This window comes from Marinobacter alexandrii, assembly GCF_005871205.1.
GTDB classification, from domain to species: domain Bacteria; phylum Pseudomonadota; class Gammaproteobacteria; order Pseudomonadales; family Oleiphilaceae; genus Marinobacter; species Marinobacter alexandrii.
This window is the reverse complement of sequence record NZ_SWKM01000014.1, coordinates 512,067-533,901: the sequence shown is the minus strand read 5'-3', so window position 1 is coordinate 533,901 and position 21,835 is coordinate 512,067. Positions and strand designations below refer to the sequence as shown.

The following is a 21,835-nucleotide window of genomic DNA, read 5'->3' as shown; positions in this document are numbered from 1 at the left end:
GGTCATTTTCCCGTCTTGGGTGAGTCGCTGCCGCCTGGTTTTCTCGAGGCGAGTTGCTTCTCAGCCTTCCCAATGATCAGGGTGTCGGCGAGAATATGCAGAGCCTTGTTGGTGGTGCGAACGGTCTTGTACACCGTCGTGCTGGTTTGATCGTGGGTGTCGCGCGCTTTTCGGGCGCTCTGGCGGAACTCTTCGTCCCGGGAAAATAGGTCGATCAGGCCAAATGTGGTGTTGGAAATCGCTTTGTGAACCCTCTCCACGGCACTGGCGCCGCCGGACACCGTGTCTTCAAGTAATTTTGCCCGGTTGCGGACCTCCTCCAATTCCATCCTGCGTTTCTGAATATCGCTTTGGGCGGCAATTCGTTGAGCATTGAGAATCCTCAGCTGTCGTCGTGAAGCTTGCAACTGGCTTAGCGTGAAGCCCAACGCGATTAGCGAAGCGAGTAGCAGGACCGCCGGGATGATCAGGGAAGTGCTCATACTATCGATCCTCTCCTAGCGGTATTCAATGTGCATGTGGACATCGATTTCCCGCTCCGCCATCTCGGTCTCCAGCTCTTTCATCACTTCCTGGTAGACCATTTTCCGCACCATGACCGGCAGCTTGTCGGCAAGCATGCGACCTGAGCGGGATTCCCGCTTGGCGATGGCGATCGGGTCCAGCACTCGCATGGTTAGCACCAGCTCGGGATCTGGAGCTTCGCCATCAATGTCGTCGGACTCCATCATCTGCGCGATCATCTTGCGCTGTTCAATGACCTGCCAACACAGAAAGCCACTGAAAACGGCAAGAGCCAGGCTTACTATCAACAGGGTTGTAATCAATGTGTACCTCCTCGGCGTCATCTTGAATTCTGTTGGGCAGTCTGCCCCATTAACGATTACAAGCGATTGGCCCAGCCGACGCAAATGCACCTGGCGGCATGGAAAGCGGCCTCTGGCACAGCAATGACAATAACATTTGCAGTGTGTTGCTGCGCTGTGCAGAATCAACCACTTAAGACTAAAGAATAATACACTGACAGGGACTCATTATGGTCTGGATTAAAGCATTTATCGCCGGTTTTCTTGCAACTCTGGTCTTCCATCAGGGCCTGTTCGTGGTTTTTTATCTAGCTGGCGTCGTCCCGATGGCACCCTTCAACTTAACGCCGGTGCCGCCACTGGGCGTGCCTGCAGTTCTCTCTTTAGCGTTTTTTGGCGGTCTCTGGGGTATGGTGCTTTGGCTCCTCGTTGGCCGCCTGGCCGGGGCTAAGTACTGGCTCGGCCATATTTTGTTGGGCGCGGTCGGGCCAACAGCGGTTGCCATGCTGGTAGTGTTTCCGATGAAAGGTCTCGAAGTGTCGGCTCAGACCTGGGTTGGTGGCCTGCTTCTTAACGGCTTCTGGGGGCTGGGTGTCGCCGTGTTTATGGTTGTGATGGGCGCCCGCGCGCCACGCACGGCCGCTTAAAAATCAATCATATGAAACGCAAAGGATGAGCAATGACTAAATCAGCAGAGACGACCTACGATCTGGTCGTATTTGGCGCCACCAGTTTTGTTGGCCAAATTCTCACCCGTTATCTGCTTGAGACCTATGGACTAGGGAAAACGGTAAATTGGGCCATTGCCGGGCGCTCCGAATCCAAACTGAATACTCTGAAAAGCGACCTTGGCAGCAAGGCCAAGGATCTTCCCGTCATCCTGGCCGATGCCGCCGATGAGCAGGCACTGCAGGCCATGTGTGCCCAGACCCGTGTGATTATTTCCACCGTGGGTCCCTATGCGCTTTACGGTGAACCTCTGGTTCAGGCATGCGTGCGTACTGGAACGGATTACTGCGATCTGACGGGGGAAGTGCAATGGATCCGCAAAATGGTCGACCGCTATGAAGACGAGGCCAAAGCCTCCGGTGCGCGCATTGTCCATTGCTGCGGCTTCGATTCCATTCCATCCGACATGGGCGTCTGGTTTCTTCAGCAGCAAGCCGAGCAGACATTTGGTGAGCCGTGTCAGAATGTCCGGATGCGGGTAAAGGCCCTCAAGGGCGAGTTCTCCGGTGGCACTGTGGCCTCCATGATGAACATCGCCAAAGAAGCTGGAGCGGATCCTAAGCTGCGCAAAGAACTGGCCAACCCGTTTTCCATTTCTCCGGCAGGACATCGCTCCGAGGCCCGTCAGCCCAGCCTCAAGGGCGCCGAGTACGATAAGACCTTTAACGTCTGGCTGGCGCCGTTTGTGATGGGGGCGATCAACACCCGCATCATCCACCGCTCGAACGCGCTGCAGAACGCGCGTTACGGTAAGGAATTCACCTACGATGAAGCGATGATGACGGGCCGGGGCATGAAAGGCCGTTTGGCGGCCTACGGCATCACCAGCGGCCTTGCCGCTTTCTTCACGGCGTCGGCCATCAAGCCCTCGCGCTGGCTGGTGGAGAAGTTCGTGCCCCAGCCCGGTGAAGGGCCCAGCCCGGAAGCCCAGAAAGCAGGATACTACGACCTGCGGTTCGTGGGGCGCACCGAGGACGGCAAAACTATCATCACCAAGGTCACCGGAGATCAGGACCCCGGCTATGGTTCAACGGGCAAAATGTTGGGCGAAGCCGGTATGTGCCTGGCGTTCGACATTCCGGCCGAGAAAGAGGGCGGTTTCTGGACACCGTCCTCCCTGCTGAACGGCAGCCTGTTGGACCGTTTGACCCGCAACGCCGGTCTCACGTTTGAGGTTCTGGAAACCCGGTAATCCTCAGGTTCAGGCAATCAGGTGAATCACGCGGTCGGTGTCCGGTAGGGCATCCGGCCCGTGGCCCAAGGCAATCACCGCTTTTCCTTTCAGCCAATACCGCAGATTTTTACAGATGCGCCCCCGCGTAGGCGAATCCACCCCGGTAAACGGCTCATCCAGTATCAACAATGGTGCAGGACTCAACAGTACCCGGGCCAGGGCGATCCTCCGGGCTTCGCCACCGGAAAGCCGGCTTCCGCTGCTGCCGAGCCAAGTCTCCAGCTGATCAGGCTCACTTGCGAACCTTTCGGCCAATTCGACTAGCTCCAATACCCGCCAGAGCTGGGTATCACTGGCTTCAGGATCGCCCACCAGCAAATTTGCCTTCAATGTGTCCTCGAAAAGTACTGTGCTCTGGGTAAGGTAACTCGTTGGCAGCCGCGCAATGTCGCCTTGAAACGCAGGCGAGAGGCCCGCCAGAGCATCTGCCAGAGTCGATTTGCCACTGCCGGAGTGACCAACTAGCCCCAGGTGTTCTCCGCGAGCAACGGTCAGATTGAAGTGCATGAAGATTGGCGGGCAGTCGTCGTAGCGCACTCCCAGTTCTGTTGCGACCAGCGCCGTGCCATTGGGCGGTTCTGTTGCTTGAATTGTTCCTTCCCCGGGAGCATCCAGAGAATCTTGGTTTAGACGGTTTGCGGAGGCTTCAGTGGCCCCGAATTTTCCGAAGGCCTCCGGCAACACTGCATAAACCTCGGCCAGTCCCAGCAGGGCAATGGGTAACAACACCAGCACCGGCCCTGAGATCTGCCCGGATTGAAACAGCCCGAATCCTGCCCACAGGACAACGATCGCAGCGAGGTTGATCAGAAGGTGTGTTAACGCCTGATTCCAGCCCAAGCGCCGATCCACCTTTGCCTGTTCCTTGGCGAAGCCGTGTGCCTGACGCATCAACCAGGCCGCATGCTTACCAGTGCGCCCGGCCGCGGTGAGTTCTGCAAAGCCTTCGAGGTGTTCAATAATGTGGGTGCGCAACCGTTCTTCACCATCGCTGAGCCGGCGGGAGGTTTGTCGGGTGCGGGCCAGTGTGCCAATGGTCGAATAGAGCAGGGCAATGCCCAGCAACAGTCCAAGCCACAGGGCGATTCGGGTATCGAAGAGGATCAGGGCCAAGAGCACCATCAGCAGGCTGACCACCACTGCCAAGGCGGTAGGCGCAATCAGGCGCAGATACAGCGTGTCCAGGGCATCCACGTCGCGGGTTAATCGCGAGAGCCACTGGGCGCCGGATAGCCCACGACGATGACTGCGAGGCGTGGCCGCCAGTTGCCGGAATAACCGGGTTCGAATATCTGACAGTTGGCGTAAGACCGTATCGTGGTTATACACCCGTTCCAGATAGCGCCCGACGGTTCGAGTCAGGGCAAACAAACGAATACCGCCTCCGGGGGTGTACAGGTTAATAGAGGCCTGGGCGCCGGCTGCGAGCAGGAGCCCGGCCAGTGCCGTCTCGGTGATAAACCAGCCCGATAGCGCCAGAAGCCCCATCCCGGAAAGCAGGGTAATCAGAAGCAGCAGGCCTCCGACCGAGAGTCTACCCCAGCGCTGAAATATCAACCGTAACCAGGGTGCCAGCTCATGCATCCCGCAGCTCTCCATCGGAAACCAGTAATACCCGGTTAGCGAGAGTCAGCAGTGCCTGGTGATGCGTCGAAAAAATCAGCGTCTTGCCGGCTTCAGCCAGTTTGTGCAGGGCTTCGATCACATGCACTTCGCTGTCGGTATCCAGTCCGGCAGTGGGCTCGTCCAGCAGGATCAGGTCGTAATCTGCCACGAAGATACGGGCCAGGCTCAACCTTCGCGCCTGTCCACCGGACAGCCCCTGGCCGTCTTCCGAGACCTGGCTGTGAATGCCGGCATCACGACTTTCCAGCAAAGGCCGCAGCCCCGCATTGGTGAGGGCTGTTTCGATGGCGATGTCTGAGGCGTCCGGACGGGTCAGGCGAAGGTTGTCGGCCCAGGAGCCCTGAACCAGGAACCCGGTTTGTCCGAGCCAGCCAAAACTGAAAGAGCCGGGTGGTTTTCCGAATACTGAAATCGATCCCTCATCCGGCACTACGAACCCGGCCAGCAAATGAAGCAGGCTGCTTTTGCCGCCGCCAGACGGGCCGGTGAGGGCAATGCAATCACCTTTCTCGAACGACAGTGATAAATCCGAAAAGATCGGCTGTTCCTGGCGGTAGCACAGGCCCACCGCGCCCAGCAGAACGCTGTCTTGAGGCTTATCCTCGCGCTGGCCATCGTGGCCGCCGCGTGGAGAACCACGCCCCAGGCGATTCATTCGGGACAGAATTTCGGCACCGGCACCCAGTGCGGATGCCCGGTCGTGATAGTGCTGGGAAAGGGTTCGCAGTGGCTGGAAGAATTCCGGTGCTAACAGCAGAATCAGGAGCCCGGAAAACAGGGTCAGTTCGTCTGCGGGGCCAAAGGTGATGTACCCAAGCAAACCAAAGCCGATGTAAATGGCGATGACTGCTATCGCCATTGAGGCAAAGAACTCAAGAACAGCCGAAGACAGGAAGGCTATTCGAAGGGTCTTCATGGTAATGCGCCGATAGGCATCCGAGCGGGTGGCGAGCACAGAGGCGGCGGCGTCCGTTTGTCCAAACAGTTGCAGCGTGGTCAGCCCGCGGACCTTATCCAGGAACTGCCCGGAGAGCCGGCTGATCGTCTGGAAGTGCTGCTGGTTGAGCTTTTCCGCACCCATTCCCACAAGTGCCATAAACAGGGGAATCAGGGGCGCGGACAACAACAGAAGCAGGGCTGCGAGCCAATCCAGGGTAAATACCAGGATCAGTATGAGACTGGGGATGATTAAGGCTAATAATAGCTGGGGCAGAAACCGTGCGTAATAACCGTGCAGCGCTTCAACGTGATCCAGCCACTCCCTGGCCAGCTCGCCCGCGGAAAAATGGCCAAGGGCGACGGGGCCAGAGGCGTTCCAGTGTTGGTGGATCTGCCGCCGCACATCGCACCGGACATGCTCGCTGCACCGGGCAGCCATGCGCGTTTGCATACCCTGGCCGAGAGCGCGAACACAAACGGCGGCCAAGAGCCCAAGAAATAGGGGAGACAGCTCTCTGACTGGCACAGCCTCGCCGACACCCCGATGGACGATGAGGGCGATTATGGTCATTTGCACCAGGGCAGAAATACCGGTTACCACCCCCGCCACTACGGCACCGTACATCCACCGGCGGTTGCTCTTGCCGAGCTCTGCCAACCATTGTTTTACCTGGTACTGTTCAGGGGCTAAAGCAGATCCTTGAGCCCCTGAAGAGTTTGGATCGGCTGTTTCTCCCACTTAATGGTAGCCCTCGCCCGCACGAACCTTGCCGCGAAAAACCCAATACGTCCATGCGGTATAGACCAGCACGATCGGGATTACAAACAACAGCCCCAATAGCAGGAAGAGCTGGGATTGGTAAGCGGAAGCGGCCTCCCACAGGGTGTAATCAGGCGGCACCACGTACGGCCAGCGGCTGACCACCAGGCCCAGATAGGTGGTAATAAACAGCCCCATAGTGGCTACGAAAGGCATGCCCTCGTACCGGTTTCGTACCGATCGGTAGATCTGGAAGGCGCACAGTAAGGTGAGCACCGGCAAAATCCAGATCACGCTGAGGTTCGCAAACCAGCGGTCCCGAACCAGCTCGTCCACGAACGGTGTCCAGATACTGATAACCCCAAACACCACTAGAACCGCGGTCAGCAACGGCAGGGTAAGACGGTAAGCCCAGGCCTGCAGTTCGCCTTCGGTTTTCATGATCAGCCAGGTGGAACCGAGCAGGGCATAGCCGGCCAGCATACCCAGGCCAGTAAGCACCGAGAACGGTGTTAACCAATCCAGAGCTCCTCCCACATAAACGCCGTTTGAGGTTTCAAAGCCCTGGATATAGGCACCAACAACCGCGCCCTGGGCGAAGGACGCAATCGTGGAGCCGCCGGCAAAGGCCCAGTTCCAGAGGTACCGGGACGATCGGGCCTTGAACCGGAATTCGAAGGCTACGCCCCGGAAAATCAGGCCCGCCAACAGCAGAAATACGCCGATGTAGAGCGCAGGCAGGAATATCGTGTACACCAGGGGGAAAGCGGCCAGCAGACCGGCGCCACCAAGCACCAGCCAGGTCTCGTTGCCATCCCAGACCGGTGCAACCGAATTCATCATGACATCCCGCGCCTCCTCGTTCGGTGCGAACGGAAAAAGAATGCCAACGCCAAGATCAAATCCGTCCATCAACACATACATGATGATGCCGAAGCCGATGATAAACGCCCAGATCAGGGGCAGATCGAAGAGTTCCATAATCAGTGACCCTCCTGAGACGCAGGGTTGCCAGTGTGGCCGTTCTGGTCAATCTCAAACGACACGTGGGCCGCAGAGAACGGCCGGCTTGGTCGCTCAGCTTCGTATTTATCGCCATCGTGGCTGTCTTCCATGCCCACGTAGAGCACCCGCAGCAGGTAATAGAGCCCGGCAGAGAAGACCAGGGCATAAACGATCATATAACCAAGCAGAGTGAACAGGGCCATGCCGCCGGTAAGGGACGGCGTGAGCGATTCGGCATGAGTCATCACCCCGTACACCAGCCAGGGCGCACGACCAGTTTCGGTGACAATCCAGCCGGCGAGAACCGCCAAGAACGGGGTGAAACTCATGAATCGAAGCCCGTGGAGGAACCAGGTGCTGCGCCAGTATCGGCCGCCGGCGCGCAAGATCAGTCCTGTTACTGCGAAGAGAATCATCAGCAGGCCCAGGCCCACCATCACCCGAAACGCCCAGAACACAATGGCAACGGGTGGCTGTTCTGCAATGGGTGCCTCGTTCAGACCGGGAACCTCGCCATCCCACTCGTGGGTAAGGATCAGACTGGCGAGACCGGGCACGCCGATTTCATAGAGATTGCTCTGGTTGTCCTGATCGGGAATGGCGAACAGGAGCAGCGGAACATTTTTGGAGGTCTCCCAGTTGCCCTCCATGGCCGCCACTTTTGTTGGCTGATGTTCCAGGGTGTTCAGGCCGTGATAATCGCCAACCACGGCTTGCGCCGGAGCTATGAACAGCAGCAACCACAGGCACATCGACAGGGCTTTTCGATTGGCCTCAATTTCGCGTCCGCGCAAGAGATACCAGGCACTCACCCCGGCGACCACAAAACCGCCGGTAAGGAAGGAGGCGAGGGCCATGTGCAGGAACCGGTAAGGGAAGGAGGGGTTGAAGATGGCTTCACTCCAGGACGTTACGTGAAACACGCCCTCCCTGAGTTCGTAACCTGCTGGAGTGTGCATCCAGCTGTTGGCGGACAGAATCCAGAACGATGAGATGAACGTGCCCGTGGCCACCATAATCGCGGCCATCAGATGCACGCCGGCCGGAACCTTGTCGCGCCCGAACAACAACACGCCAAGGAACGCCGCTTCCAGGAAAAAGGCGGTGATCACTTCGTAACTGAGTACCGGCCCGAGGAAATTAGCGGAGGCCTGGGCAAAATTACTCCAGTTGGTGCCGAACTGGAACGACATCACGATGCCAGACACCACGCCCATGCCGAAGACAACCGCAAACACTGTGGTCCAGAAAGCGGACAGTTTAACCCAGACACCATCACCGGTTTTGAAGGCCAATCCTTCAAGAACCGCGATAAATGAGGCCAAGCCAATCGTAAACACCGGGAAAATGGCGTGGAAGGACACCACAAACGCGAACTGAATTCGCGAAAGCAGAAGAGGATCTAGTTCCATGGGAACCCTCCGGTAACTTACACATCTCAATAAACGAGAGCCGAACTCCCGCGGCCGCTGCCTTGGCGCCTATTGTCTGTTGTTATTACCGGCAGATGGATACCATGCTACTAAAAACACAGGCGAATTCGATAGGGCGAATTGTCGCTCCCGTGACCTGCAACAATTATGGTGACCTGATGAGCTTTTACGAAGAACGGATTTTGCCCCACTTGATTGACCGTGCCTGCTCCGTGGGCCAGATAATGAAACTGCGCCAACAGGTAGTGCCAGAAGCCCGCGGTGTGGTGCTTGAGGTGGGTATGGGATCTGGCATCAATCTGCAATTCTACAAGCCCGATTCAGTCGAGCTGGTTTATGGCCTGGAGCCATCAGAGGGGATGCGCCGCAAGGCTACTGCCAATCTTGCCCGCTCAGCGGTAAAGGTTGAGTGGCTTGACCTGCCGGGCGAAAAGATCCCATTGGCGGACGAGAGCGTGGATACCGTACTGCTCACGTTCACCTTGTGTACCATTCCCGATTGGAACGCAGCACTGCAGCAGATGAAGCGCGTGCTCAAGCCCGAGGGCGTATTGCTGTTCCTGGAACATGGTGAATCACCGGATGCCGGCACCCAAAAATGGCAGCACCGGATAACTCCGGGTTGGCGAAAAATCGCGGGCGGATGCCACTTGAACCGCCATATCGCCGATCTCATTAGCAGCGCCGGTTTCGAGATCACCGAGCTGGAAAACCTTTACGTACCCAAAACACCCAGGATAGCTGGCTACATCTACAAAGGCCGGGCCACAAAGCCCACCGAAGCCTGACAGGCGAGGGTGCCGGGAATCGGAATTGCGTTACCGAACCGGCCCTTATACAATTCGGCCCGTCTGACTCCCCCCTCCGATGCTCCGGTGGTGAAATTGGTAGACACAAGAGACTTAAAATCTCTCGACCTCACGGTCGTGCCGGTTCGATTCCGGCCCGGAGCACCACACCTTAATTCTGCTGTTTCAAGTCGCCGGGCAATCCTGCTCCGTTTTGCATAGTTGATGTTCCTATTGCTAGATCTATTTCTAGCTAATTTTCAATAATATGGAACCTTTTCCTAACCAACTACGTTAGCGTTTACACGTACGCTTCGTGCGCACGCCAATTTGCCCGGAAAGGATAGGGAGTGACCCAACTGAAAGCTTTATTGGTTTCCATGCGCGCGGAGTATTTTCGTCTTGAATTAGCGGAACTACTGTTCACGCGAGCAAGGGAGATACCGCTGGTCGGCATGTTGGCCGCAATCAGTTGTGCAACCCTGTTTCAAACCCCTCAAACCCGAGATGCCCTCCAGATCTGGGCGATTGCGTTCATTTTGCTTTACGGCTTCACCTATCTCGCGCTGTTTTTGTCCCGGCGCAAGCCCAGTGCCAACACTTACGTAGCGTGGACGCGGAACTTTATTTGGGCGTTTGCGAGCTATGGGGTGATGTGGGGAGTGTTTACGTTCATTTGCCTGGAATCGCTGGGATTCTGGCAGGAAGTAGCCCTGTTCATGGTTCTGTTCGCCATTGTTTCCGTGCCCATGCCGGTACTGGCCTATTGTCTGCCGGCGGCTATCCTGCACCCAATACTGATTCTTGGTGCGGCCAGCTCCCTTCTGGTGCAGAAGAGTCTGGAGCTTGGTATCAATCACGAGACCTGGATGTTGGTGATGCTTCTGGGGGCGAGTGTGCTGTCGACGTACAAACAAATGATCATGGCCAAGAATCTGGTGTCGTCGGTTGACGTCAGGCGCCGGCTTTCGACCAGTGTATCCACGATCCAGAAGCTTAAGCGTGACAAATACCTGGATACAGTTACAGGGATGCTGAATCTGGCGGGGATGATAGGGCACATCCGCAAGGCACGGCTTTCCAATGACACGCCCTATACCTTGTTGTCGCTCAAGGTGGATGATCTGGAGCGGATGTACTCGACGCACACAAAAGCAATCGTCGACCGTTTGGTGAAAGTAGTTGCACGGAGAATTGAAACGCCGGGCTGCGATGCCCTGACGGTTGCTCACCTGGGCCTGGGCGAGTATCTGATTCTCACGACTGAGCAAAATGAAGATATGGAATCAGACACGATCGCAGGTCTGTTCCGTGCGTTTAATCACCCTTATTTTTCTGGAACTAAGGAACTGTATCTTTCGGTGTCTATTGGTGCCACTTCGCTTGGCAGCAATGAGTACGATGAGTCTGCCGTGATCAGCAAAGCGGTAACGGCAATGAGGGAGGCCTCCAAAAATCCAGGAAACTCCTTTGCGCGCTATGATTCCTCAATGTCGGATCGGTTGAATCGTTGGATGGGCATTCGATCGGAGCTTCAGCAGGCCATCAAGTCAAACGAGTTTGAGGTGTTCCTGCAGCCGAAGGTGGAAATAGCAACGGGGGCGGTAAACAGCGCCGAGGCGCTCATCCGGTGGCAAAGCCCGACCATGGGCACAGTCAGCCCGTCCGATTTCATACCCATCGCTGAATCCACTGGCGATATCATGGCGTTGGGCCGCTGGGTACTGCGGGAAGCCACCCGTTTGGTGCAGAGTCCGATGTTACCCGAGACATTCTCCATCGCGGTCAATGTCTCGGTTAAGCAGTTTGCCGACCCGAACCTGATCGGCTTACTTGAACAGATCGCTGATCAGTTGGACGGCACGCAGCGCGGAATTGACCTTGAGATAACCGAGAGTGCGCTAATGCTGGAAAGTGTTGAGGTGAAAATGATGCTGCGGGATATCGAGCGCTTAGGATTTGGTGTGGCTCTGGACGACTTTGGAACTGGCTATTCATCGCTCAGCTATCTGACTCAACTGAATGCTGACACCGTGAAGCTGGATAAATCCTTTCTTGACGAGATTCCCGTGAATACCAAGCATGCCGCGTTCGTTTCGTCGGTCATTCTGATGGCGAAAACCCTTGGCCTCAAACTGGTGGCCGAGGGGGTAGAGCGTAAAGACCAACTGGAGTGGCTGGCGCTGAATCAGTGTGATGCCGTTCAGGGCTACCTGTTCTCTCGTCCGCTGGCGTTCCCCGATTTGTTAAGTTGGCTTGAACATCGAGCTGCCCAGCCCGAAATGAACGAAACTTTCTTCCCAAGCGGAAAGCCAGCGTAACGGTGTATATCAAACACTGGCCCTGCGGTAGCGGGCCACCTCAATCCAGCCGTGCGCCAGCAAGGCCGAGAATACGATCACGCCACCAAACAGGCTGAGCGTGGTAGGCACTTCGCCCAGCACCAGCCAGACCAGGAAGGCTCCCACCACCGTCTCCAGTAGCAACATCATGCTGACTTCGGCCGCCGGTATGTAGCGTGGCCCAATCTGAATCAGTGTGGCGGCGATCGGCAGGAAAAACAGGCACAACAATCCGATAAACAGACCGTCCCGAACCGATGGAAGCTTGGCGCCTCCGGCTATGGCAGCCAGTGCGGCCAACACCAGCGCTCCGAACATCAGCATCACGCTCATGTCGGCATCTGGCTGTGAGCGGGCCACATTCAGGTTGGCTGCAAGGGCCGTGGCCGCAACACCGGCCATGACCAACCCCAGTGGTTCACCTCGCCCCCATTCGCCAATGGCCATGATGGAGGCCCCGGTCACGCAAACCACAATGATCACCCAGGTTCGAAGCGGCAGTGTTTCCTTCCAGACCAACCAGGCGATGAGGGCGGCAATGACCGGTGCGGTATTCAGGATGATCAGTACATTGCCGGCGGCGGTATTTTTCATGCCCACGACAAAGCCGAGGGTGCTGACCGCGAAGGCACAGGCACAGAACCAGCCTTTCCAGCCGCACCGCTTCATTTCCGGGACCAGGCGCGAGCGATAACGCACCGCGTTGATGATCAGGAAGCTGAGGGCAAGTAGCAGGCCGCGCCAGAACAGAAACACCACCGGCTCCACTGAGGTGATTTTTACCAGCAGGGCATCGGGCGTAATGAACAGAACCCCAAGCGCCGCGATGGTCAGTCCCTTGATACGTGTGGTATGCAATGGTTACTTCCCTATAAATGAACGGATGGGGCCCCGTTGGTTGGTCGCGGGCCAGTGCAACGTGGGGTAGCGTTACGGACTGTCCTGCTTGGGCACTGGTTCAATCCGGTTTATATCGCCCGTGGGCGGATCAGGTTGATCCTGATAGACCACCAACAAGCCACCGCCAATAATGGCTACCGCGACAACGGCCTTAAAAATCTTCGACTTCAACATCAATGTCTCCTTTTAATGCGCGATCCACTGTCACTTACCTGTAGGCCAAAGCCCCGGATCACAACCCCCCCGGTAAGCTCCTGAGCCTTCTACAAAAGTCGCTTCGACAGTGTGGGGGGGTGTGGTTAATACTGAAGGTTAGAACCAATACCATCGGAATCCCACCGGGAGGAACCATTATGGAGTCTGCAGAGGTACCTTTGCTGCGCCAATACACTGAGAACGGGATTACCACACTCACCCTGGATCAACCACATCGGCGAAACAGCCTATCGATGGCTATGTTGGAGGAGCTGTCGACAGCCCTGGAACAGGTAGCGGAGGATTCGGAAACCCGTGTGGTGGTGCTGGCTGCTCGTGGCAACGTGTTTTGTGCCGGACACGATCTCACCGAGATTCAGAGCCGCTTCGATGATCATGAGTTTCAGTTGGCTCTGTTCAAGCTGTGTAGCAAGGTGATGCAGCAGATTGTCAATCTGCCCAAGCCGGTGATTGCCCGGGTTGCCGGTGTCGCCACCGCCGCTGGCTGTCAACTGGTGGCCAGTTGTGATCTGGCCGTAGCCGCCGACACCGCGCGGTTTGCCACCCCCGGCGTCAACATCGGTTTGTTCTGTTCTACTCCGATGGTCGCGCTGTCACGAAATGTCAGCCGCAAGCACGCTATGGAAATGTTGCTGACCGGCGAATTGATCGGCGCCATCCGCGCGGAAACCATCGGCCTGGTTAACCGGGTGGTGGATGAGCAGGTGCTGGATGAGACCGTGTATCGCATGGCGCGGACCATTGCCGACAAATCCGGCCAGGCGTTGAAGGTGGGCAAAGAGGCATTTTACCGTCAACTGGAGCTGCCGCTGGCCGACGCTTACGAATTCACCTCCCAGGTGATGGCGGAAAACATGCAGGCCAGTGATGCCCGTGAAGGCATCTGCGCGTTTTTGGAAAAACGTAAAGCGGAATGGAGTAACGACTAGAGACGGCCAAAGGCCAAGGGTAGGGCTGCTCAGGGACGGGAGCAGTGCTCTTTCCCGGTCATCAGCTGGTCGCCCACTTCGATACCGTGGTCTGAAAAGAAATTCTGGTTCATTTCTACGGCGGATTGGAAGGCCACGCCAGCCGGGTAAGTGGGGCAGCTGCCCGCACTGCTGGTCACGCAGGGTGCCATCTGGCGAATACTGGCGATCCTGCCCCGCTTATCCAGGTAAGCGATATCGAGATCAAGCAGGGTTTTGTACATCCAGAAGCCGCGATCAGAGCTTTGCAGATCCGGGTACTGGAATAGCATGCCTTCATCTTCCAGCAGAGATTCACGCCCCATCAGTCCGGCCTGTCGTTGGCTGAATTCCCGGGCCACCTCCAGAGTCACCGGCACAGCTCCGTCATCGGTGACGAAGCAGGCAGCCACTTCTGGCAGCCTGGGCTGGGGGATGGAGGCGTCAGCCGCGCACGCGCAGGTCAAGATGCCCGTGCAAGCAATTCCCAGCAACAGCGGCCGCAGCGAGGATCTCACGAGCGCAGCCGGTAGCCAGTTTTGAAGATGTACCAGACGGCCAACATGCAGGCAGTGAGGAACACCAGGGTCATGCCGACACTGATGCCGATGTGTACGTCGGAAACCCCATAAAACGCCCAGCGGAAGCCGCTGATCAGATAGACCACCGGGTTGAACAGGCTGATGGTCTGCCAGATCGACGGAAGCATGTCGATGGAGTAGAAAGTACCACCCAGGAATACCAGCGGCGTGACAATCATCATGGGTACGATCTGGAGTTTCTCAAAACCGTCCGCCCAGATGCCAATGATAAAGCCAAACAGGCTGAAGGTGACCGAAGTCAGCACCAGAAACGCCACCATCCAGAATGGGTGCAATACTTCGTAGTCGACAAACAACCGAGCCGTGGCAAGAATGATCAGGCCAAGGATCACGGACTTGGTCGCAGCGGCGCCCACGTACCCCAGAACCACCTCAACGTAGGACACAGGTGCCGACAGTACCTCGTAGATGGTGCCCGAGAATTTGGGCATGTAGATTCCGAAAGACGCATTGGAAATGCTCTGCATCAGCAGTGATAGCATCACCAGGCCGGGAATGATGTAAGCGCCGTAGCTGATGTTGTCGATATCACCCATGCGAGATCCAATGGCGGAACCGAACACCACGAAATAGAGGCAGGTCGAGATCACCGGGGACAGCACGCTCTGCATCAGCGTGCGTTTCATGCGGGCCATTTCAAAGTTATAGATTGCGCGAACGCCGTAAAAATTCATGCCTTTCTCCAGTGGGGCCGCGGGCCTTATTCGTGCACCAGGCCAACGAAAATCTCTTCCAGGGAGCTCTCTCGCGTTTGCAGATCGCGGTAGTCGATGCCCAGGTCTCCGAGGGTGCGAAGCAATCGGGCAACGCCGGCCTGCTCCTGCTGGGAGTCGAAGGTGTAGATCAGCTCGTAGCCGTCTTCGGACAACTCGATGGGCTCCAACGTCAGTTCCCCTGGCATCTTGTCGAGCTTGCTTTGTAGCTGAAGGCGCAACTCCTTCTTGCCGAGCTTGCTCATCAACCGATCTTTCTCTTCCACGAGGATAATCTGGCCTTCGCGAATCACCCCGATCCGGTCTGCCATTTCTTCCGCTTCTTCGATGTAGTGGGTGGTGAGAATAATAGTGACGCCGTTTTCCCGGAGCTTTCGTACCATCTCCCACATGTCCCTGCGCAACTCAACGTCGACACCGGCCGTGGGCTCGTCCAGGAACAGGATCTGGGGCTCGTGGGACAGCGCCTTGGCAATCATGACCCGGCGTTTCATACCGCCGGACAGCGACATAATCCGATTGTTGCGTTTGTCCCAGAGGGACAGGTCTTTGAGCACTTTTTCGATGTGCTCAGGCTTGGGCGCCTTGCCGAACAGGCCCCGACTGAAAGACACTGCGCTCCATACTGTCTCGAACGAATCGGTGTTCAGTTCCTGTGGCACAAGTCCAATGGACTGGCGGGCCTTGCGGTACTGGCGGACGATGTCATGGCCGGCAGCCTTCACCACGCCCTCGGAGAGGTTGGTGATGCCGCAGATGATGCTGATGAGGGTGGTCTTACCAGCGCCATTCGGGCCGAGCAGGGCGAAGATTTCGCCCCGTTTGATTTCCAGATTGATGTCTTTCAGCGCCTGAAAACCGTCGCCATAAAACTTGCTGAGGTGCTGTACGGAAATGTCCGGTTGCACGGGCGTATCCTGTCTTGAAATGGGCCAGAAATAGAAGCGCGATATTTTCTCATGACTGACACAGGTTTAGAAAGCTTTGCCTGACAACGGATAAGCTCCATAATGCCGCTGTCTGCAGATGAGGTACGAGTATGTTACGAGCGGTTATGGTAGTGGGATTGATGCTGATGCTGTTGGTAGCGGCGGTTTTCGGGCCTCGTCTGCTTAAAACTGTGGAGCCAGACGCTGCAACGGGTGCGAAATCCGAGTGTGATCTGGATTCCGGGCCGTGCTCCTGGGCTGACCTGGATGGCAAGTGGCATGTGGCGTTAAAGCGGCTGACGGATCAGGATGCTGAATACGAGCTTATCGTGACGGCAGCCGAAGCCCCCGACCGACTGCTCGCGGTACTTCAGGGCGAGTCCATGTACATGGGCGAATACCCGGTTCCGCTTCGTCGACAGGGCGACGGCCGTTATGTGGCGCGCTTCAGTGCCCCTCTTTGCACCACTGGGGCCGATATGCGCTGGCGCCTGAATCTTCAGCAGGGGCAGTCCAGCATTGATACCGCTCCCTTCCACATGGAGTTTCAGGCACACACTCTGTGAGAGACCGCAAAACCTGAGCCCCCCGTAGCTGACAACCCCTTGCTAATGTGTAGACTCCAGTAATCTTGTCGCCAACACTAGGGAAGACGTCATGGATTACGGAGATAGTGTCCAGAAAGTACTGTTGCGGAAAATCCGCAAAGCGGAGCAGGACCTCATTCAGTTGAAGCTGGACTACTGCCGGTTTGTGTTTGGGTTAACGCACCGCGCTCGCGTGGTTTCGGGCGATAGTGTTTACCTGGTGCGCTCGGTGGATGTTGAAACCATGAAGCCCACCGACGAGGGTGGCTTTACCAAACCGGCAATCGCCGGAGCCCCCGTACACTTACCTGAGGACCCTGAACCTACTCAACTTGGCACCCTTTGGACATTGGAAGATGCGCCCAAGGCGGCGGCCATCAAATGAACGAGTGGGTGGTAACAGCCTCGTAGAGACTGTGTTGCGACGCGACATAGTGATGATGGCTCCAGAATTTGGCCCCCTGCAGACCTTCCCGAAAACACGCCAGCCCGGCACTGCTGTTGGTTAATGTTGCGATTGCCTGAAGTGCCTGTGTCTGACTAAGGCCGGTTTTACGGCTGGCGATGTGAGCCACGATGCCCGCAAGTGAGTCAGAATGGCGAACGGAGTGATCACACAGCGCACAGGCAGCCCCGTAGAGCCAGGCAGCGGCATACGCCCGAACGGCGGCTGGTGAATCGGCCAGGTCCAGGCCGCGGATCCGACAATCCCGCTCCTGCAGGCCTGCAAGTATGTGGAGCTGGGTAAACAGTTCGGTTCGATCCGGTGCCGATGCCGGGGGCATCATGCCCGTGGCCGTCCAGCCGGAAAATTCGGACATCTCCATTCGGCTACTTTGCAACCCATCCACCGGGGCGGAGCGAACTAACGTCACCATTCGTAATGCCATCAGTAACACCAGCGCGACCAATCCAATCTGTGTCACCAAAATCAGCCCGTCTGTCATAACATCCGAATCCAATCACTGAGAAGATAGGTGGATTGTAACGGAATGTAATCTGGTGCAATGACCAACAGCTTGGCAGAACCAGCCAAAAACTATGGGCTTATCTTTGATTTGTGATTGGTGTCCCACTGATACCGGGTCTCAGCAGGCTGAAGGGAGTGCCGTCCCTAACAGGTTGGCATGGTCTGAAGTGCCAGCTTCTTTCGGATGAATCGACCAAGCGCGTCGACGCCGATGTTCAGCAAAGCCGTTACCAGGATCAGCATCATCGCTCGGTCAAACTGGATGTTCTGAATGGCGCTGTCAACATAGAACCCGAGGGTGTAAATCCCCAGGATGCCCAGTATTGCGGTTTCCCGCATGATGATCTCCCAGCGATAGAACAGGAACGCCAGGAACGCCCGGTACACACGCGGCACCAGCTCGTAGGTGTAGCGGTTGAAGCCAGTCGCCGCATCGGGGCGCAGGTCTATTGCACTGGATTGCCGACCGATCAAATGCCCGATGATGCCGCCATTATGCAGGGCCAGGGCGACTACCGCTGGCAACATTGATGGCCCCCAGAGCTGCAGGAGAATGTACGCAAGAATGTACTCCGGGGTAGAGCGGGCAATCACCAGAAAAATGTGACCGCCAGTGCGGCGCACCGGCCCGCCAAAGTGGTTGGATATCAGCGGAAAGGTCAGCAGAGCAATCAATCCTGTGGCCACCAGGGCAATCTGGGTAAGCACCAGGGTGTTCCAGATGCCGGGCAGCGCCTCGGTCGCCATTACATCCCCGAGCCACGGCATCAGGCCGCCCATTCCCTCACCGTTCCGAAGGGGCGACGGAATAATATCCTGGGTGAAAAACCGCTCCACATTGCCCCAGACGATGGGCAGGCCCTCACCGAGAAAAAACGGCGCGCCGAGGATGTAGACCGGGAGCAGCTTGGGCTTGACCCACAATGGCATGGTGGCGATCAGTACATAAAACAGAATCAGCATGGCCCCGGCTTCGGAGTAATGGCCCTGGGAAAACGCGGATTCCAGGAAAAAGCCCAGGGTTGGCAGCCCGACAAAGCCCAGGATCGCGCTAGAGCGCAAACCGCACTCCAGCCGGTAGGCGGTGTAGGTTCTCAGTTGAACCCAGCAATCCGGAATGCGGGTGTACAGGAATGCAGACACCACGCCGGTTCCTGGCGGCAGAAGGCGGCCTGGGGTTGGGTCCGCCTCTTCAAAGATCTCGGAATACACCTTGGCAAAAATACCGGCGTAAGGGATCGCGATGGCCAATACACCGGTGAGCGGGTGAAAGCCGAAGAATTGCAGAAATATCAGGGCCCAGAAAAGCTCATGGATGGCGCGGATAAACGCGCAGAACATGCGCACCGCCGGGTTGCGATACACCAGAGACAGAACGAAACCGCACAGGCCGCCCAACGCCACACCCACGAAGGCAAAGGCCACCGTGCGCAATAGCGCTAGCGCAACGCCCTCGGAGCTGAAAAAGTCCGGAGTGACAATGCCCATGAAAAAGCGGCCCAGGTCTTTCCAGGGGTTGGCGGCCGTGATGGCAACGTCGGCAAACACCAGCGCGACCAGGGCAATGGCAACAAATAGAAAACTGACTCGAACCGTAGGTGAGGAGAACATGGGAGGCGTCAGTACAGTGGGGTAATGTCGGCGGAAGTCAGTCGCTCGCTGTATTCATCCAGAGCAATCTGGCCGTCCTGAATGCCGACGATGCGGGTGCAGTATTGCAGTGCCAGCTCTACGTCGTGCAAAGCCACAACGCTGGTGGGAAATCGCTTGCTCATCAGGTCCATCACCAGGTGAGACATCGGGCCGTCCAGTGCCGACACAGGCTCATCCGCCAATAACAAGCCTGCTTTTCGAAACACCGCCCTGGCGATCGCCACCCTTTGTCGTTGGCCGCCGGACAGGGAAGCCGTCGGCATCCAGATTTTTTCCGGCATGGAAAGATCTTTGAGCAGCGCGCGCACCGCGGCTGAGTCCTTGGAGAACGGGCGCATCAGGGTAAGGGTGTTGTACCAGGTGGGGTGGGCGTCAAGTTGCCCCATATACACGTTGTGAAATACCGGCAGGGCATTCACCAGTCCAAGGTCTTGCGGAACCAGGGAAGAGGTACCGCCTACGTGCTGATGAATCAGGCTGATCAGCGTCGATTTGCCAGCGCCGCTCTTGCCGACCAACGCAACTCGCTCTCCTTCCTTTACTTGGAGCGAAAGCGGGCCAATCACCCGCTCCCCTCCAAACGAGGCCGTCAGGCCAGACAGATCAAATCCCGACATTAATCGATGATTCCAATCTGCTTTCCTACGGCTTCTATCGGCGCGTAGGCGTCATTGGAAACCGGGATGAAACCGGAACGCGGGAAACTGTTGAGCAGCTCCTCATCCTTCATGTTCAACAGCGCCTGCTGAACCCGATCGGTAAAGCCTTCGCCAAACCGCTCGTCCGCATCACCGCGAATGCTCCACTGGTAGTTGGGGTAGCTGGGTGTCGTCCAGATGACCTTGACCGCATCGGTGTCCACGTTGCCGTCTTTGGTTTCTTTATCCCAGACGGAAAAGTTGATGGCGCCCACTTCATAAGTGCCCGCTTCAACCAGGCGCAGGGTGCGAGTGTGGTTACCACTAAAGCCAACCCGTGAGAACACGTCGTCCGGCGCTTCGTTGAAGGCTTCGCGGATGTAGTATTCGGGGATCAGACGGCCGGAGGTTGAACCTTTGGAGCCAAACGTGAAGGTTTTCCCACGCAGCGCCTCTGGCAGATCTTCAGCTTCGTTCAGGCCGGTGCTTTTATGGGCAATGATGTGAGAATAAAACGCCTGGTCCTCAACACCTTGGGCGATCGCCTCGGAGCCGGGCACCAGCGAGCGCGCCTGTACGCCAGACAGGCCACCAAACCAGGCCAGCTGCACCTGATTGTTGCGGAATGCAGACACGGCTGCGGCGTAGGATTTCACCGGGATGTAGCGAACATCAACGTCCAGATTCTCAGACAGATAGTCAGCGATACCACGGAAGCGCTCAACAAGCTTGGTTTCATCTTCATCAGGAATCGCGGTGAACACGAGAGTCTGGGCTGAAACAGCGGCCGAACAAGCGAACAGCATGGCACTTGCGGCGGCCAATTTCCGTATGATATTCAGAGCCATTTGAGGGTCCTTTCTTTCCGGGGATGGTTCGTTCTTTTGAGTTGTAAGCTGCCGAAAATACTGGCTTCATCAGCATACCGTGATTTACGACGTCTCGGAACAGCTATACGATTGCAGTCCAGAAAAAGAGCAGCCTGACGAAAAAAATGATTGTCGCGAGCAAACGACCAGGAAGACAGCCGCCATGCAGATTACTCTGATTACACCAGCGCCGCCTGGTTCAAAGGCCGGCAATCGGGCGACCGCTGAACGGTGGGCATCACTGTTGGGCAATGCCGGGCATCAGGTCAATGTTGTCACTGAGTACGATGGCGCGCCCTGTGACCTGTTTATCGCACTGCATGCCTGGCGCAGCCACGATGCCATTCAAACCTTCCGCAAATGCTGGCCGGAAACACCGTTGATTCTGGCACTGACCGGCACCGACATTTACCGGCATCAACAGGAATACCCGCTTCCCACCCGGGCATCCATGGCTGCGGCCGATGTGCTGATCGGTTTGCACGCATTGGTTTCGGAAGATATTCCGGAGGAGTTCGCAGGCAAACTGCTTACTCTCTATCAATCGGCCAATGAGATCCCGCCCGCCACCAACAAGGCGATCACGTCCGAGACGTTCGATGTTTGTGTGATCGGTCATTTGCGGGAAGAGAAGGATTCGCTGCGGGCGGCGATGGCTGTACGGTTACTGACGGCTGAGTCCCGGGTGCGTATTCTCAATGCCGGCAAGCCCCACAATGCTCAATGGCAAGCCCTGGTAGAACAGCAAATGGCCGAAAACCCGCGTTTTCAGTGGCTCGGTGAGCTGGACAAGCCCAACACACAAAACCTGATGGCGCAGTGCCAGTTGATGGTGATGAGTTCGGTGATGGAGGGAGGTGCGAACGTGGTGTCGGAAGCCTGCCGGGCAGGGTTGCCGATCATAGCCTCAGACATTCCCGGTAATCGGGGGTTGCTGGGCAAAGACTACCAGGGCTATTACCGGGCCCGGGATGATGCAGCATTGGCCAGATTGCTGCAGAAGGCAGAATCCGATCCGGAATTTCTGAAACGGCTTAAGGGGCAGGTGAGTGAACGTGCCTCTCTGTTCACCCCAGAGAACGAACAACGCTCACTGGAGCGGGCACTGGAAATAGCTCTCCAGCGCCGCTCCAATCTTGAGGGCTAGGC

The 21,835-nt window shown here is 56.9% G+C and carries 23 protein-coding genes and 1 tRNA gene; 9 read left to right on the top strand and 15 right to left on the bottom strand.

Features of this window, described 5'->3' with window-relative positions; translation table 11 throughout:
• Nucleotides 1-2 precede the first annotated feature (2 nt).
• Entirely contained in the window at nt 3-482 is a 480-nt protein-coding gene (locus tag FCS96_RS16195) for a hypothetical protein (RefSeq protein ID WP_138441410.1), read from the bottom strand.
• A 15-nt stretch (nt 483-497) separates the two neighbouring features.
• Nucleotides 498-827, bottom strand: a complete 330-nt coding sequence (locus FCS96_RS16190; protein ID WP_138441409.1) for a hypothetical protein — start codon at nt 825-827, stop codon at nt 498-500.
• A 209-nt stretch (nt 828-1,036) separates the two neighbouring features.
• On the opposite strand from FCS96_RS16190, the gene FCS96_RS16185 reads away from it, so the two are divergent.
• Nucleotides 1,037-1,453, top strand: a complete 417-nt coding sequence (locus FCS96_RS16185; RefSeq protein WP_138441408.1) for a hypothetical protein — start codon at nt 1,037-1,039, stop codon at nt 1,451-1,453.
• A gap of 32 nt (nt 1,454-1,485) precedes the next feature.
• Nucleotides 1,486-2,727, top strand: a complete 1,242-nt coding sequence (locus FCS96_RS16180; protein ID WP_138441407.1) for a saccharopine dehydrogenase family protein — start codon at nt 1,486-1,488, stop codon at nt 2,725-2,727.
• 9 nt (nt 2,728-2,736) lie between these two features.
• Here the strand turns inward: FCS96_RS16180 and cydC are convergent, their stop codons facing one another.
• The 4 genes from cydC to FCS96_RS16160 all read right to left on the bottom strand — a co-directional run bounded on the left by cydC (nt 2,737) and on the right by FCS96_RS16160 (nt 8,511).
• Complete coding sequence (gene cydC, locus FCS96_RS16175; RefSeq protein WP_138441406.1) at nt 2,737-4,353, bottom strand: thiol reductant ABC exporter subunit CydC; 1,617 nt, start codon at nt 4,351-4,353, stop codon at nt 2,737-2,739.
• On the bottom strand, nt 4,346-5,959 hold the full coding sequence (cydD, locus tag FCS96_RS16170; protein WP_171040835.1) for a thiol reductant ABC exporter subunit CydD: 1,614 nt from the start codon (nt 5,957-5,959) through the stop codon (nt 4,346-4,348). The genes cydC and cydD overlap by 8 nt, the downstream gene beginning before the upstream one ends.
• A 114-nt stretch (nt 5,960-6,073) precedes the next feature.
• On the bottom strand, nt 6,074-7,075 hold the full coding sequence (gene cydB / locus FCS96_RS16165) for a cytochrome d ubiquinol oxidase subunit II (RefSeq protein ID WP_138441404.1): 1,002 nt from the start codon (nt 7,073-7,075) through the stop codon (nt 6,074-6,076).
• Between the two features lie 2 nt (nt 7,076-7,077).
• Nucleotides 7,078-8,511, bottom strand: a complete 1,434-nt coding sequence (locus FCS96_RS16160) for a cytochrome ubiquinol oxidase subunit I (protein WP_138441403.1) — start codon at nt 8,509-8,511, stop codon at nt 7,078-7,080.
• 179 nt (nt 8,512-8,690) lie between these two features.
• Here FCS96_RS16160 and FCS96_RS16155 point away from each other — a divergent pair, with 179 nt between their 5' ends.
• The 3 genes from FCS96_RS16155 to FCS96_RS16145 all read left to right on the top strand — a co-directional run bounded on the left by FCS96_RS16155 (nt 8,691) and on the right by FCS96_RS16145 (nt 11,641).
• Complete coding sequence (locus FCS96_RS16155) at nt 8,691-9,320, top strand: class I SAM-dependent methyltransferase (protein WP_138441402.1); 630 nt, start codon at nt 8,691-8,693, stop codon at nt 9,318-9,320.
• Nucleotides 9,321-9,401: 81 nt separating this feature from the next.
• Nucleotides 9,402-9,488 (top strand) — tRNA-Leu (locus FCS96_RS16150).
• 182 nt (nt 9,489-9,670) lie between these two features.
• The gene (locus FCS96_RS16145; protein WP_138441401.1) at nt 9,671-11,641 is read left to right on the top strand and encodes a putative bifunctional diguanylate cyclase/phosphodiesterase; all 1,971 of its coding nucleotides are present in this window, start codon (nt 9,671-9,673) and stop codon (nt 11,639-11,641) included.
• 9 nt (nt 11,642-11,650) lie between these two features.
• Here the strand turns inward: FCS96_RS16145 and FCS96_RS16140 are convergent, their stop codons facing one another.
• Together FCS96_RS16140 and FCS96_RS20100 are read right to left on the bottom strand one after the other, a co-directional pair.
• Complete coding sequence (locus FCS96_RS16140) at nt 11,651-12,520, bottom strand: DMT family transporter (protein ID WP_138441400.1); 870 nt, start codon at nt 12,518-12,520, stop codon at nt 11,651-11,653.
• 72 nt (nt 12,521-12,592) lie between these two features.
• The gene (locus FCS96_RS20100; RefSeq protein ID WP_171040827.1) at nt 12,593-12,736 is read right to left on the bottom strand and encodes a hypothetical protein; all 144 of its coding nucleotides are present in this window, start codon (nt 12,734-12,736) and stop codon (nt 12,593-12,595) included.
• A gap of 179 nt (nt 12,737-12,915) precedes the next feature.
• On the opposite strand from FCS96_RS20100, the gene FCS96_RS16135 reads away from it, so the two are divergent.
• Complete coding sequence (locus FCS96_RS16135) at nt 12,916-13,707, top strand: enoyl-CoA hydratase (RefSeq protein ID WP_138441399.1); 792 nt, start codon at nt 12,916-12,918, stop codon at nt 13,705-13,707.
• A 29-nt stretch (nt 13,708-13,736) separates the two neighbouring features.
• Here FCS96_RS16135 and FCS96_RS16130 read toward each other — a convergent pair whose 3' ends face one another.
• Genes FCS96_RS16130 through FCS96_RS16120 form a run of 3 tightly spaced genes read right to left on the bottom strand, consistent with a single transcriptional unit; the run spans nt 13,737 to nt 15,948 of the window.
• Nucleotides 13,737-14,243, bottom strand: coding sequence for a DUF192 domain-containing protein (locus FCS96_RS16130; RefSeq protein ID WP_228264131.1), 507 nt, complete (start codon nt 14,241-14,243; stop codon nt 13,737-13,739).
• Nucleotides 14,240-15,001 (bottom strand): ABC transporter permease, encoded by a 762-nt coding sequence (locus tag FCS96_RS16125; RefSeq protein ID WP_138441398.1) that lies wholly within the window; start codon nt 14,999-15,001, stop codon nt 14,240-14,242. Before FCS96_RS16125 ends, FCS96_RS16130 begins: the two co-directional genes overlap by 4 nt.
• Nucleotides 15,002-15,027: 26 nt before the next feature.
• Nucleotides 15,028-15,948: an ABC transporter ATP-binding protein gene (locus FCS96_RS16120; protein WP_138441397.1), complete on the bottom strand. Its 921-nt coding sequence runs from the start codon at nt 15,946-15,948 to the stop codon at nt 15,028-15,030.
• 131 nt (nt 15,949-16,079) lie between these two features.
• Here FCS96_RS16120 and FCS96_RS16115 point away from each other — a divergent pair, with 131 nt between their 5' ends.
• Nucleotides 16,080-16,535 (top strand): hypothetical protein, encoded by a 456-nt coding sequence (locus FCS96_RS16115; RefSeq protein WP_138441396.1) that lies wholly within the window; start codon nt 16,080-16,082, stop codon nt 16,533-16,535.
• Nucleotides 16,536-16,626: 91 nt separating this feature from the next.
• Nucleotides 16,627-16,941, top strand: coding sequence for a hypothetical protein (locus FCS96_RS16110; RefSeq protein WP_138441395.1), 315 nt, complete (start codon nt 16,627-16,629; stop codon nt 16,939-16,941).
• On the opposite strand, the gene FCS96_RS16105 is transcribed toward FCS96_RS16110, so the two are convergent.
• From FCS96_RS16105 to FCS96_RS16090, 4 genes are all read right to left on the bottom strand, one after another.
• Nucleotides 16,934-17,503 carry a hypothetical protein gene (locus FCS96_RS16105; protein ID WP_138441394.1) on the bottom strand — a complete coding sequence of 190 codons (570 nt, stop codon included), beginning with the start codon at nt 17,501-17,503 and terminating at the stop codon, nt 16,934-16,936. The two genes, FCS96_RS16110 and FCS96_RS16105, sit on opposite strands and share 8 nt — an antisense overlap.
• Before the next feature lie 167 nt (nt 17,504-17,670).
• Nucleotides 17,671-19,137, bottom strand: a complete 1,467-nt coding sequence (locus FCS96_RS16100) for a PhnE/PtxC family ABC transporter permease (RefSeq protein ID WP_138441393.1) — start codon at nt 19,135-19,137, stop codon at nt 17,671-17,673.
• An 8-nt stretch (nt 19,138-19,145) separates the two neighbouring features.
• Nucleotides 19,146-19,796, bottom strand: a complete 651-nt coding sequence (locus FCS96_RS16095; protein ID WP_138441392.1) for an ATP-binding cassette domain-containing protein — start codon at nt 19,794-19,796, stop codon at nt 19,146-19,148.
• The gene (locus FCS96_RS16090) at nt 19,796-20,665 is read right to left on the bottom strand and encodes a putative selenate ABC transporter substrate-binding protein (protein ID WP_138441391.1); all 870 of its coding nucleotides are present in this window, start codon (nt 20,663-20,665) and stop codon (nt 19,796-19,798) included. Before FCS96_RS16090 ends, FCS96_RS16095 begins: the two co-directional genes overlap by 1 nt.
• A gap of 184 nt (nt 20,666-20,849) precedes the next feature.
• On the opposite strand from FCS96_RS16090, the gene senB reads away from it, so the two are divergent.
• Nucleotides 20,850-21,833 carry a selenoneine biosynthesis selenosugar synthase SenB gene (senB, locus tag FCS96_RS16085; RefSeq protein WP_138441390.1) on the top strand — a complete coding sequence of 328 codons (984 nt, stop codon included), beginning with the start codon at nt 20,850-20,852 and terminating at the stop codon, nt 21,831-21,833.
• Nucleotides 21,834-21,835 lie beyond the last annotated feature (2 nt).